General features: G+C 32.8%; 13 protein-coding genes. 3 read left to right on the plus strand and 10 right to left on the minus strand.

All coding sequences use genetic code 11. The features are described from left to right. Positions 1–34: 34 nt before the first annotated feature. Entirely contained in the window at positions 35–280 is a 246-nt protein-coding gene (locus ATE84_RS11865) for an Ada metal-binding domain-containing protein (RefSeq protein ID WP_101448160.1), read from the plus strand. Beyond that, on the plus strand, positions 267–878 hold the full coding sequence (locus tag ATE84_RS11870; protein WP_101448161.1) for an alpha-ketoglutarate-dependent dioxygenase AlkB: 612 nt from the start codon (positions 267–269) through the stop codon (positions 876–878). Before ATE84_RS11865 ends, ATE84_RS11870 begins: the two co-directional genes overlap by 14 nt. Before the next feature lie 91 nt (positions 879–969). On the opposite strand, the gene ATE84_RS11875 is transcribed toward ATE84_RS11870, so the two are convergent. Then, a complete protein-coding gene (locus tag ATE84_RS11875; RefSeq protein ID WP_101448162.1) occupies positions 970–1,545 on the minus strand; it encodes a superoxide dismutase family protein in 576 nt (191 codons plus the stop codon). Between the two features lie 475 nt (positions 1,546–2,020). On the opposite strand from ATE84_RS11875, the gene ATE84_RS11880 reads away from it, so the two are divergent. Further along, a complete protein-coding gene (locus ATE84_RS11880; protein ID WP_101448163.1) occupies positions 2,021–5,239 on the plus strand; it encodes a M36 family metallopeptidase in 3,219 nt (1,072 codons plus the stop codon). 80 nt (positions 5,240–5,319) lie between these two features. On the opposite strand, the gene ATE84_RS11885 is transcribed toward ATE84_RS11880, so the two are convergent. The 9 genes from ATE84_RS11885 to ATE84_RS11925 all read right to left on the minus strand — a co-directional run bounded on the left by ATE84_RS11885 (position 5,320) and on the right by ATE84_RS11925 (position 13,384). Further along, positions 5,320–6,531 (minus strand): bifunctional alpha/beta hydrolase/OsmC family protein, encoded by a 1,212-nt coding sequence (locus ATE84_RS11885; protein WP_101448164.1) that lies wholly within the window; start codon positions 6,529–6,531, stop codon positions 5,320–5,322. Positions 6,532–6,603: 72 nt separating this feature from the next. Beyond that, on the minus strand, positions 6,604–7,593 hold the full coding sequence (locus tag ATE84_RS11890) for a Gfo/Idh/MocA family protein (RefSeq protein WP_101448165.1): 990 nt from the start codon (positions 7,591–7,593) through the stop codon (positions 6,604–6,606). Next, positions 7,586–7,882 carry a SemiSWEET family transporter gene (locus tag ATE84_RS11895; protein ID WP_034241741.1) on the minus strand — a complete coding sequence of 99 codons (297 nt, stop codon included), beginning with the start codon at positions 7,880–7,882 and terminating at the stop codon, positions 7,586–7,588. The genes ATE84_RS11890 and ATE84_RS11895 overlap by 8 nt, the downstream gene beginning before the upstream one ends. Before the next feature lies 1 nt (position 7,883). Beyond that, complete coding sequence (locus ATE84_RS11900; protein WP_101448166.1) at positions 7,884–8,453, minus strand: sugar O-acetyltransferase; 570 nt, start codon at positions 8,451–8,453, stop codon at positions 7,884–7,886. Between the two features lie 68 nt (positions 8,454–8,521). Then, positions 8,522–9,097, minus strand: a complete 576-nt coding sequence (locus ATE84_RS11905) for a Crp/Fnr family transcriptional regulator (RefSeq protein ID WP_101448167.1) — start codon at positions 9,095–9,097, stop codon at positions 8,522–8,524. Between the two features lie 258 nt (positions 9,098–9,355). Beyond that, on the minus strand, positions 9,356–10,579 hold the full coding sequence (locus tag ATE84_RS11910) for a serine hydrolase (RefSeq protein WP_101448168.1): 1,224 nt from the start codon (positions 10,577–10,579) through the stop codon (positions 9,356–9,358). A gap of 113 nt (positions 10,580–10,692) precedes the next feature. Beyond that, the gene (locus ATE84_RS11915) at positions 10,693–11,793 is read right to left on the minus strand and encodes an AraC family transcriptional regulator (RefSeq protein WP_101448169.1); all 1,101 of its coding nucleotides are present in this window, start codon (positions 11,791–11,793) and stop codon (positions 10,693–10,695) included. A 329-nt stretch (positions 11,794–12,122) separates the two neighbouring features. Further along, the gene (locus tag ATE84_RS11920; RefSeq protein WP_101448170.1) at positions 12,123–12,695 is read right to left on the minus strand and encodes a cysteine hydrolase family protein; all 573 of its coding nucleotides are present in this window, start codon (positions 12,693–12,695) and stop codon (positions 12,123–12,125) included. Further along, on the minus strand, positions 12,695–13,384 hold the full coding sequence (locus ATE84_RS11925) for a DUF2490 domain-containing protein (RefSeq protein ID WP_101448171.1): 690 nt from the start codon (positions 13,382–13,384) through the stop codon (positions 12,695–12,697). The genes ATE84_RS11920 and ATE84_RS11925 overlap by 1 nt, the downstream gene beginning before the upstream one ends. Positions 13,385–13,531: the final 147 nt, after the last annotated feature.

Genomic DNA, 13,531 nt, shown 5'->3' on the forward strand with positions numbered 1-13,531 from the left:
TCAAAAGAAAATATGAATAACTCTTAGCTAGGAAATGATACGACATAAGGAAATAGGGGGTAGGAGCTTAAGAAAAAAAATCAGGAAAAAAGAAATTTGTTTTGGAGGTAACCGAAAACTCAAAATTTATGGAATTTTGAAATGCCGCTCTGGAAAGAGAATGAAGAGAGAAAATCGAATATTTTTTTTGTCAGAAAATGAAGCAAAAGACCAAGGATACAGGCCTTGTGGACATTGTATGAAAAGTGAATATAAAAAATGGAAAAATGGATTTGTTTAGCCATATCGTAGATCATAAGGAAAATATATTGCCCCATGATGGTATCGTAAATTATTATGGAAAATTGATGTCATCACAGCAAGCCAATCATTATTTTAATCGTTTACTAGAAAATATAGAATGGAAAAATGATGAGGCTATCATTTTTGGTAAGCGAATTGTAACCAAACGTAAAGTAGCCTGGTATGCAGAAAAATCATTTGAATATACATATTCAAATACTACAAAATTGGCATTGCCCTGGATATCAGAATTGTTAGAATTAAAAGAACTTATTGAACAAAAAACAGGCGAAACATTCAATTCTTGTTTACTTAATTTATACCATGATGGTAACGAAGGAATCGCTTGGCATAGTGATGCAGAAAAAGATCTTAAAAAAAATGGAGCAATCGCATCATTGAGCTTTGGAGCAGAACGAAAATTTGCGTTTAAACATAAAATAACAAAAGATAAGAGAGCATTGATTTTAGAAAATGGTAGTTTGTTGATAATGAAAGATACAACACAAACTAATTGGCTACATCGTTTACCTCCTACAAAAATGATAAACACTCCGAGAATTAACCTAACATTTAGAACGATAGTTGAGAAATAAGAATATTAACAGGAAAAGATTATGAATCATCATTCTGTAAAAAACAAAAAGAGGCTGTTATGAAAACAGCCTCTTTTTGTTGTATATAGATTTATTGAATGATACCACCACAACTCACTCTACTACCCGCAGCACCAGAAGGTTGAGAAGTGAAATCATCTACACCTTGATGTACAATAATTGCTTTACCTACAATATTCTTTTTATTATCATCACAACCAATGCACCATTCGTTAGTGGCAAAAGTGATATTACCATTACCACTTGCATCAGCTTTAAAGTTCCCTATGTCACCTTTGTGATACCCTTCTTTAGCTCCCCATTTTCCATGTGGCTCCATTGTTGGGTTCCAATGCCCTCCTGTAGATTTACCATCTGCTGATGTACAATCTGCCTTTTCGTGAATATGGATGGCATGCTTTCCCTCATCAAGCCCTGTTAACTCTGCTATCATGTTTACCATACCTTCAGATTCGATAAAAATAACTTTACCAGAAACCTTACTATCACTTTTAGGCTCTAGAGCGAATTCAATAGTCTTTGTGTTCTCCTCTTCTTCTTTTTCTTGACTTGTAGTAGTTTCGACATTTTCTTTTTTCTTTTCTCCTTTACAACCAAATATGGCGATAGATAAGAAAGTTAACACTACTAATTTTAACGTTTTCATAGTTCTATGATTTGTATCTCCTTTGCTAACGTAATATAATGCAGTTTTAGTTTATGGCAAAAAAATGAATAGGAAATCTTATGGTTTTATAAAAATTGATACCACATTCTTTAAGAATATTTTGTTTAGGTTTTGTAAAGTATTGTTAATCAAAATCTTTGTTTTTTATAAAATAACTAACGTTAGTTAAAAAAAATCGATATTAAATTCGACACTTTTTCCGTAATGTTAAAAAGGGATTCATATTCTTCTCTTTTTCGAAGTAAAATATTAGGCAAAAATTATTTTAATCATATGACTAGTGTTCATAATAGTTGAGCAAAATATTATGACTAGAAAAATAGCACTATAGTAAAATTAAGTATATTTCAATATAATTGTTAAATTTTGATAATTTAATGAATTATTTTTATTCTTTTTAAAGAATACTTAATTTTCTTTAATTTTGCAGAACACAAACTCAAAATTTTATTTTATGAAACGAGGTTACTCGTTTGTCATTCTATTATTTTTAATAGGGCAAACAATTCTTGCACAAAATTCGAACACACTTGTTCGAAATCACTTTGGTAATATTGCCAAAAGTACTACTTCAAAAGCTTCCATTAACGATTTTTCAGAATGGAAAATAACAGATGAGGTTCCTTCATTAAAAGCTGGTATAACACACGTATATGTCAATCAGCTTTATAATGGGATACCTATTGTAGATGGAACTTATAAACTAACGGTTAATAATAGTAAGATCACTTATGAAATTGATCAGTTCATCAAAGGAGTTAAATCAAAAGCAATTTCTGCTAAGGCATCTACTACAGAAGTTTCGGCAATAAATGCGGTGATACGAGCTCATAACTTGCCTTCTGCCAAAAGATTATCTAAGACAACGAGTAAATCTAGCGGAAATGATGTTTCTATATTTATGGATTCTGGAATTACACAGGATAATGAACCGATTAAAGTTCGACAAGTTTATAAATTACATAACGATCAACTAATACTTTGTTGGAATGTAAATTTATATGAGAAAAATGGACACAACTGGTGGAATAGTTATGTTGATGCAGCTACAAGTAAAATTATTTATGAAGATAATTGGGTAGTAAAATGTACTTTTAAAAATACTGATCATGAGTCACATAATCATGAATCTGTACTTTTTGATGCCAAGCCATTAGTAACAGTATCAGAGGCACCAACAACAGCTTTGGCCCCAGATTCTTATAATGTACTTGCTATGCCAATAGAGAGCCCAACACATGGTAGTCGTTCTGTAGTAACCAATCCTGCAAACACTACAGCATCTCCTTATGGTTGGCATGATACCAACGGAAGTAATGGAGCAGAATACACTATCACAAGAGGTAATAATGTATGGGCACAGGATGACAGTAATGGGGATAATGGTACAGGTGCTTCTCCTGATGGTGGATCAAGCCTTGATTTTAATTTCCCTTTAAATCTTAATCAAGCTCCTAGTAGTTACAAAGATGCGGCTATAACTAATTTATTTTACTGGAACAATATCATACATGATGTGTTCTATCAATATGGTTTTAATGAAGCTAGTGGGAATTTTCAGGAAAACAATTATGGTAAAGGAGGATCAGGAAGCGATTCTGTAAATGCAGATGCTCAAGATGGTGGCGGAATTAATAATGCCAACTTTGCTACTCCTGGGGATGGGAGAAACCCAAGAATGCAGATGTATCTTTTTGATAAAACCAACCCTGGAAGAGATGGAGATTTTGATAATGGAATAATTATTCATGAATATGGTCATGGTATTTCTACTCGATTAGTTGGAGGACCGTCTTCTAATGTTTTAGGAGGATCAGAACAGATGGGAGAAGGTTGGTCTGACTGGTTTGCGCTTATGTTAACAATGAAAGCAGGAGATGTAGGAACAGCCGGAAGAGGTATGGGAACTTATGTGTATGGACAGCCTGTTGATGGTGCAGGAATTAGACCTACAAGATATTCTACAGACAAGTCTATTAATAATTCTGATTATGCAACTATTACAAATAGTAATATTTCAGTACCACACGGAGTAGGATATGTTTTTGCAACTATTCTTTGGGATATGACTTGGGCATTAATAGATCAAGAAGGTTTTGATGCTGATATTTATAATGGTACTGGCGGAAATAATATTGCAATTAAACTTGTTGTAGAAGGACTGAAGAATACAGCAAATAATCCAGGATTTGTGTCTGGTAGAGACGGAATTCTTCAGGCAGATAAAGATTTATATAATGAAAAGTATAAGTGTTTAATCTGGAAAGCTTTTGCAGGGCGCGGAGTAGGAAAAGATGCTAATGAAAATAATAACGGAGGTAGCAATGGTAAAAATGATCAAACCGTTTCTTTTGTAAATCCATGTGATGGAACTGATCCGGGAACAGGTAATTGTTCTGGTGATGTAGCTTCATTCCCATTCTCAGAAAGTTTTGAAACTAATTTAGGACAATGGGCACAGGCAACATCAGGAGATGATTTAGACTGGACTAGAAAATCAGGAACTACTCCTTCTAATGGTACAGGACCTAGTAGTGCGGCAGATGGTACATATTATTTATATGTAGAAGCTTCTGGAAACGGAACTGGATTTCCTAACAAAAAAGCGATATTAAACTCTCCTTGTTTAAACTTTAGCAGTTTAAATACACCTTCACTAACTTTCCAGTATCATATGGAAGGTAGTGCTATAAACTCTTTAACTGTAGAAGCTAGAATAGATAATACAGGAAACTGGACAAGTGTATTTAGTAAAAATGGAGCACAAGGGAGCAATTGGAACGTAGCAAACGTAGATTTAGCTGCTTATGCAGGAAAAGCAAGCGTGCAATTACGATTTAGTGCGGTAACAGGTAGTGGTTCTAGTGGATGGCAAAGTGATATTGCTATCGATAATGTGAGCATAAAAGCATCTGGTACAGATCCTAATCCTCCAGCTACATATTGTGCTTCTAATGGTAACTCTTCTACTTATGAGTATATTAAAAATGTAAAGTTAGGAACCATAGATAATGCTACAAATGCATCTGCTAATGGGTATGGAGATCATACAAGTCTTTCTACTAATCTAGGAGCTAATAATACCATAACTATTACTCCCGGTTGGCCAAACACTACCTATGATGAAGGATATTCTGTATGGATTGATTATAATCAGGATGGAGACTTTACAGATGCAGGAGAGCAAGTATTTACGCAATCTGCTACAAAAACTTCTCCAGTTTCAGGAAGCTTTACTGTTCCTGCAGGAGCTTCTAGTGGAGCCACTAGAATGCGAGTGTCTATGAGATATAATACTGTCCCTAGCTCATGCGGAAGTTTTGATTATGGAGAAGTAGAAGATTATACAGTAGTTGTAGGAACAAGTCTTGATACGCAATCTTTTGATGGAGGAAGTAGCTTAATGACTGAAACTACAAATGGAACCGAATTTAAAATTTCACCAAATCCATTACCTAAAGGAAAATTACTTCAGGTATCGATTCCAGGTAACAAAATATCAAATACATCGTATTCGATCATAAATGTTATAGGACAAGTGGTTGGACAAGGAAAGCTTAATAATAATGGTTTAATTAATCTTGATCGTTTGGAGGCAGGTATGTATATGCTTAGAATCCAAAATTCTGAAAGGAAAGAAAAAGATACAATCAAACGTTTTATTATTGAATAACTGATTTGTAGAGTACTACTAAAGACCGTTCGAAAGAACGGTCTTTTTTGTTTTATAGATGTATTTGATGATATTAGTCTTTAAACTAAAGTAGTAATTACCTGTGTTTCGCTATGCAATGTCTTATGAACCGGACATTTATCTGCAATCTGTAAGATTCTGGTAATTTGTTTTTCATCAAGATTTCCTTCGATTTTGATTTCTCTTTCGAACGTATCGATTTTTGCTGTGGGATCTTCACAGTTTTCGCAATCTACCATATGAGATTTGCTATAGCTGGTATGTACTTCTACATGCTGTAAATCCCACCCTTTTCTGGCGACATACATTTTTATAGTCATAGCTGTACAGGCAGATAACCCAGCTGATACATACTCATAGGGTGATGGCCCAAAATCATGACCTCCTACGCTTTCTGGTTCATCAGCAATCAAATAATGATTTCCAACTTTCATTTGTGTTGTATACCCTTCAGCATTTCCTAAACTGGCAACTACATGGTGTTGACTTTTAAGTTTTGGTTCTTCAGGAATCTCAATATATCGAGAAGACCATTCTGCAATAACATTTCCTGCATACATAGAATCTTCTTTCCGCATCAGTAAGTGATCTGCACCATCTAACGTTATAAAGCTTTTAGGATGCTTAGCTGCAAGATAAATCTCTTCAGCATTTTTTATAGGCACAGTAGTGTCCTGAGGAGAATGCATTACCAAAAGTGCTTTATTTAAGTTTTTTGCAACTTCAGGAAGTGATTTGGTTTCTAAATCATCCAAAAACTGTTTTTTTATCGTAAAATCCCTCCCACTTAGATTGATTGTGGCTTTTCCATTTATTTGAATTTCTTCTAAACCGCTTTTTAGTAAATGTGCAACATGCTTTGGGTTAGAAGGAGCTCCAATAGTAGCAATTGCTTTAATAGTATCAATTTTTGCTGCTGCAAATATTGAAGCAGCACCACCAAGAGAATGCCCAATAAGTAGGGAAGGAGCTTTATACTCTTTTGCTAAAAAACCTGCTGCGGCTACAAGATCTTCGACATTACCAGAAAAGTTGGTGTCTTCAAAATCACCTTCGCTTTCACCAAGCCCGGTAAAATCAAATCTCAATACTCCAAATCCTTGAGAAGTAAGTCCTCTACTTATATTTCGTACTGCTCCCAGATTCTTATTACAAGTAAAGCAATGTGCAAATAATGCAAAATTATGTGGATGCTGATCGGCAGGAAGCTCTAAACGCCCAGATAGTGATTGACCTTCAGCATTGATAAAAGTTACTTTAGAAAGACTCATATAAATGATAGTTTGTATTAAAGGTCGAACTTTTTACTTTAAAATAACATTTTAAGTACTAATAATTTGAACCTACCTTAACAGGTTCTTTACAATGGCCCAATTCCCTGTATCTTTAGACTCTTCAGAAGCCATACCTATAGCTTGTAATTCTGCAACCAGATGGGCATTTGCAAAACTTGAATTTCCACTTTCTACAGCATTTAAAAAATGAGTTATTGATTCTCGCATTCCAGGCCAGTCTGCATAGGGCTGCAATGCAGGGAAATGTTCTGTTAAAGATTTTTCTTTAGTTCTTAGTTTCAATTCGCCTGTTAAAATATCTATTTGGATCTCTCCCTTACTACCAATAATCTCTACTGTAATTACCAGTTTATCTACACTATCTATATTAACTTTTAGTTCCCCCCAAATACCATTATAATCAAATAAACCGATACTTCTACTTTGTCTTCTCCCACTGGTTCCGTAGCCGTCTAGAATAAGAACACGGTTTGGTGTAGCATTAAGTAAAATGTTTAAAACATGAACGTACCAGGTTGATAGGCGATTGATATTTGTCGTATCCTGATCCGGTTCTGGTCCCCAATTGGATCTTAAATCAATGCCTACATTTTGTGGTTTTCCGATAGCTCCATTTTTTATGAGCTTAGCTGCTTCTGATATGACAGGAATAAGCCCTAATTCTAAATCAGCATGTGTAATTTGTGGAGCATTTACTAACTTGTCTAATACTTTAGGAATCAAAGCTCTGGTATGCCCAATAGGGGGTTCGTAAAAAACAGCTTTGTCAGAATCTAATGCTGCCAATACAATTTTGCCATGTAATGCATCAGGAACAGCAATCATTACAGCATCTATCGAGGGAGAATTTAATAGGTCTTCGTAATTGCTGTATACATCAACTGTATTTCCAAATTGCGATTTGATCGCCGTAATTGTAGCATCACTTTTTGCAGAAATGGCAACAATATCTGCTCTTCCATCATATGTTAGGGCAGGGATATACGCATCTTTAACCCAATTGCCGTACCCTATGATTCCGATTTTTATTTTAGACATGTTGATTTTTTTTATTCTTTTTAAACACTATTATACACAAACCGATTTGTAAGAATAATGCGAGACTATTGGTTGTCCATAAAGCGATTGCTTCAAATCGAAGTCCATAGAGGGCCCAAAATGAATACACAAATAGCCAACCCATAACATAACCGGGTGAAAGACTACTAGATTGTTTTGATTTATATTCTTTAATGATTTGAATAGCAGTTATGATGCAAACAAAAAAGCCAATAGAAAAACCGATAATTTCAAATATTGATTCTGGTATAGATTGTAAAAAGTTCATTTTATATAGTTTTTATTATTGCACATGGATTTCCGAAGGCTAATGTATCATCAGGAATATCCTTGGTTACTACAGAACCTGCTCCTATAGTAACATTGTTACCGATGGTAACTCCTGGTAATATAACACTGTTTCCACCTATCCATACGTTATCTCCAATTTTTACAGGACTCGTTAATGTAGTAAAAGGGGCGTTACCAGAATTTTGTATTCTATCAGAAGCTTTTACAGGATGTTTTGCCGTATATATTTGAACAAAAGGCGCAATTAGCCCGTTTTTTCCAATGGTTATTGTATTATCATCGATAAACATGCAATTGGTATTTATAACTGTGTTTTCTCCAATAGAAATATGCGCCCCATAATCGCAAAAAAAAGGTGGTTCGATCCATGCACCATCTCCAATATGTTCTAATAAATCCGATAATGTTTGTTTTTTACCTTGAGTATCTGTAGAATCCAGAGCATTGTATACCTGCATTAATTTTCTGGCATTATGATACATTTTGATTAATTCTGGATCTCTCGTATCATAGGATTCACCAGCCAGCATTTTTTCTTTTTCGGTCATATGCATGTTTTCTTAAATTAAATAACGACCGTACAAAATTAGTTTTGTTTGAGAAGAATATTTTTTACCTATGTTAAAAAATGTTGTTTTGCTCTTAATCTACTTAAAGTAACTTGAGTAACTCCCAAAAAAGAAGCGATATACCCTAATTTTACACGTTTAAACAAATCAGATTTCTCTTGAGTAAAAGTATCGTAACGTTCTTTGGCAGATTGTGTAGCTAGTGCAATATGACGTAATTCGAGATCAAGAAAAGCTTTTTGATGTGCTATTCTGGACCAATTTGCAATTTCAATATTAGTTTCATATAATAAGTTTAATTTATGTACAGGAATAGCATATATAATAGAATCTTCTAATAAGTCTACATATTCGAATCCAGGTTTATTTTCATAACAACTTAGCATAGAAAATGCTAATTCCCCTTCTTTACTAAACCAGGTAGTAGCTTCTTCTCCATCAATAATACAATAAGAACGAGTCAATCCTTTTTCTATGAAATAATAATTCTTGTCTACAACTCCACTTTTAATGAGTATATGTTTTTTAGGAAGATGTAGTTCTGTCATCTTACTTGTTAAGGATGCTATAGAGGCATCACTTACAGCATACATACTTTTTATACTAGATATAATTTTTTCCACGCTTTACGATATAGTTCTTATTTTCAAAAGTAAGAATTTAGTATTATCCCTTATCTTATTTTGTATAATAAACGAATTCGATATCTCTTTTACTGTTTTGAGCAAAAGTAGCTTTGCTCAAAGATCTTTAATTATTAATAATTTACGACAACAAAAAAAACAGTCACTTATAAGTGACTGTTTTGATATTACTTATATTTCACGGATTACAAATCCATGTTATTGGGATTTCAAATTCAATAATAATTTTTTACAACTTTAAAGATTTATATAGCTGATAATAGCTTTTTTAATCTTAATTGCAGTTTCAGCATAATAACGCTCGTGAGCATCATCACTGGTGTCATAATTGGTTAGAATAAAAAAACCAGAATTATGGCTTCCATTAAAAGAAAGTTCTGTTGTCAATCCGTAGTCGCCACCATCATGACCCAAATCACCATTGTTTTCTAAATCCCAAAATATAGTATGAGAAGAAGAGGGTATAACTTCTGAAAATAGTAATTCATATGATGCTTTACTAAATAGAGTGGTGGATTCTCCTCGTCTTCCTTTGATCATATTCATTATGTATTTCATCATATCTTGATTGGATATTTTTACACTTCCGTCAGGGTATGACTCCAAATCATAAAATGGTAATGGAGTATTGACATCTCTATACAGGGTGGCAAAATGATTTAATGGTTCTTGATAAGAAAAGGTAGTATTGAACATTTTTAATGGTTTGAAAATATTCTCTTGAACAAATTCCCTATAGGATATGGATGAGGCCTTTTCAATCAAGTATGCCATTAGCGAACTTGCAATGTTTGAATACTGCTCATTTGTCCCTGGAGCATTATTGGAAAAATTATCTGCACTATAATAATCCCCACTTTCATAATAATAAGCTTCAATAAATTCTTTCAAGCTTTTTGATTGACGTTGAATTATACCTTCATTTACTAACAGCTGTCCTCCTGTAGTGTTCACGTTTTCATTTGGCAATATGTAGTAAGATGTCACATAGGCTTCTTCAGTATCTACCAGACCTGATGTATGGGAAACCAAATGCTTTACCTTAATATCCACAGTATTATTTTTGGGATTAACAATTGGTTGGTCTAAAATATCATTAATGGGAGTTTCTAAGGTGAAAAGACCAAGTTCAATAGCTTTGACCGTAGCCACTCCGATAAATGTTTTACTTATAGAACCAATGGGTTGTAAGGTTTGATTGTCATAAAGGGAGTTACTTGAAATATCTTTGTACCCATAACTTTGTTGAAAACTCGGATTTCCATTTTTGGCAATACCTACTGTAAATCCGGGGAAATCAGATTCATCAAGAATTTGTTCTAGTCTTTTTGATAATGTTTCGGTATCAGTAACCTGAACAACTTTATCCACCGATTCATCATCACTTGAACAACTTAAAAAAAAAGAAGTCATTAATGGAAGCAACAGAATTAAAACACTTTTAGAAATACTATGTCTCATATTTATGAATTTTTAAAATGAAGCATCAAATTTAGAATTGGAAAGACAGAAAAGAGAAAAGATTAGATTTATAGAAGTCCTTAAACGGAGAGTTTAGACAAATTAGGACATTCCTATTGTTTACGATATTCTCCCGGAGAGGTTCCTACCAAGGTTTTAAATACATTATAAAATGCACTTTTTGATTTGAAACCAGACTCTATACCAATTGCTTCAACAGAATATTTATACAACGCAGGCTCTCTTAATTGATTCTTTGCAGATTCAATCCTATATTCATTTACAAGTTGAATAATACTTTTTTTGGTTTCTTGATTTATAATTTGAGATAAGTAACTCTCACTTATTCCTAATTGATTGGCTAAATCTAATCGGCTTAATAATGGATTTTTGTATAATTCCTCATCTTCCATAAGGCTATAGAATTGATTCATCACTTTTGTAGAGGTAGAGGTTATTGTTTTCTTTTCTTTTAATTCTGTTTTTTTTAAGTTATTTAACTTTAAATGTTCATGGATTTCATCTCTTTGAATTACAATTTGAAGTTTAAATATACCATAATACAAAATCCACCATGATAAAATAGAAATCAGAAACCATAAGAGATTAAGAGAATATTCTGAATCTAAATAAATATCTTCGAGCACTTGCATAAACCAAATGACATGAGCAAAAATTAAAAATAGGTTGAACCTTAATAACCATTTTTTTTTCTCCTTTGAGATAGAGCTAGAGTTTTCAATAAGGTTTCTACTCCAGATTATCAATATGATACTATAAAAAAAAGATGATATCTCCTCTGTAATATAGAAAAACTGAATGGTAGAGTTGTTTTCTGAAAATGGAAGACTATACATTTTGAAAACAAAATCTAAATCAAAAAATATATCTATAATTGAAGTTGCGAAAAATGGCAAATAAAGCCAGTTACGCCATTTCTTTTTAAGATATGAGTGGTTTAGTTGTATTAAAAAATAGATAAATAAAGTTACAGGAAACAAAAATTCCCACATTAAATCTTTTAAAAATTCAAGAATACCTCCATTAGGATCATACCTCCCCAATAACATAATGCTGTTTATCAAGAATAATGATGTTGAAAGGTATTTATTAGCTTTATTCCTATATAAGTGAGATGTTAAAAGATTAATACTAATAAAATACCCTAATGCAGAACTTGAGATAACTACAAAATCTAAAATTGTAATAGTCATTTATAAAGTATTAGAAGCTTTAAGTTTTTACAGTATAAAAAAAGCCTATTTATAAAACAAAAAGTAAAGAATAATGTTAAAATAATTGTTCCATGTTTCCTGGTGTTGAATGACAATAATTATGCACAATAAGAGATATAGGAACTTTTGAGCAATAGCTTAACTGCGATGATTTTATATATAATATTTATTACCAATAATTTTTGATCTTATTAATATTGTAAAAGGTTTGTTATTCTCAAAGTAAAATTGAAAATACCGTAACCGAAAATAATACCCTGGAATAATTTATTTTTACTATTATTTTAAATATTTTCAGGACTCACGATTTAACTCAAAGCATTAAGAAGTGTTTCTGTAGCTACAATTGTAGCAAATTCATCTTTTAGGCTTGCTATCGCCGTATCATGGATTAATTGAGCACTATACTCTTGACCATTAGTACCGATCTTATTAAAAGTGGCAACAGCATCTTCTATCAAATAGGTCTCAAACCCAAAATTACCAGCCATTCTGGTAGTGGTAGATACACAATGATCTGTGGTTAATCCTATAATAACCAGAGTATCTATATTTTTTTGTTCTAATTGCTCTTTAAGATTGGTTCCTATAAAAGCACTGTTCACATCTTTTTCGATAATGGGTTCATGTGCTAGCGGAGTATTAAAATCCATAAAATCATTACCTACATTACCTTTGGCCAAGGGAGAAGCAGGAGTAGTAGAACAATGTTTGATATGAAACACTGGGAGATGATGTGCTCTCCAAAATGCCAGAAGTTTTTCCATATTGGTTTCGGCATCAGGATTGTTACGTTCTCCACCCCAATATGCTATGTTTTCAAATCCTTTTTGAATATCTATTAGTAATAATGCCGGATTGTTATCTTTTAAAATACTCATTAGTTCTTTTCCTTTTTTCTAAAGTCGGTATTATAAATCACTCCTAACTGTAGTCGATCAAAGTTAGTTCCTGTAAAATGATTTTTGAGATATCCCAGCTGTATGCTAAAATTAGATTTCACATGATACCCTATAGCACCGTATAATCTGTTTTGACCAAAAATGGGTTCTTGTAGATTGATAAATACTTCATCATAGGCATTTAGAAACCATTTTTGATTAATAGGATACGTGAGTTGTAAACGATATCGTGCTCTATGCTCGGTGAAATCATCATTTTGGGAACTGATAAATCGTTGTTCGAGACGGTATCGATGCTCGAATTTAAATTTTCCTACAGTATTTTTCAAAATAAACTGCTCAAAGATTCGATGCTCATTTGTGTTTTCTTCACCAGGAGTATCTTCAAATGTACCATCGGTATTAATAAAACCATACCCCATAGTGGCTATCGCTTTATCACTAATATGGTAATTTAACCCTGTTCTTAGTAGTAATTGATTAAAACTCGAAGCAACTTCATAAAACCGAAACTGCGCTTCAGAATGAATACTAAGTTTATCACTTACACGATTTGTCCCGAAATACATATACCAGGCTCCGAATTCGTTTTCACCATTATCCTGAGCATTAGAAAATTTAATTGTAGAAAGTAATACTAAAAAGAGAAAGAAGTTTTTTGTGTTCATGATTTAGAATATGTTTTGAATTTTGTTCAAAATTAATAAGTAATTCTGTAGAAATTTAGTGCAATAGAAAATAAACATACAATATTTTCTGTATTAAATTTGACCTTATAGGTCTCGAAGATTTGCGAGGTTTAATCTATACATTAT

It is taken from the genome of Aquimarina sp. MAR_2010_214, assembly GCF_002846555.1.
Classification (GTDB): domain Bacteria; phylum Bacteroidota; class Bacteroidia; order Flavobacteriales; family Flavobacteriaceae; genus Aquimarina.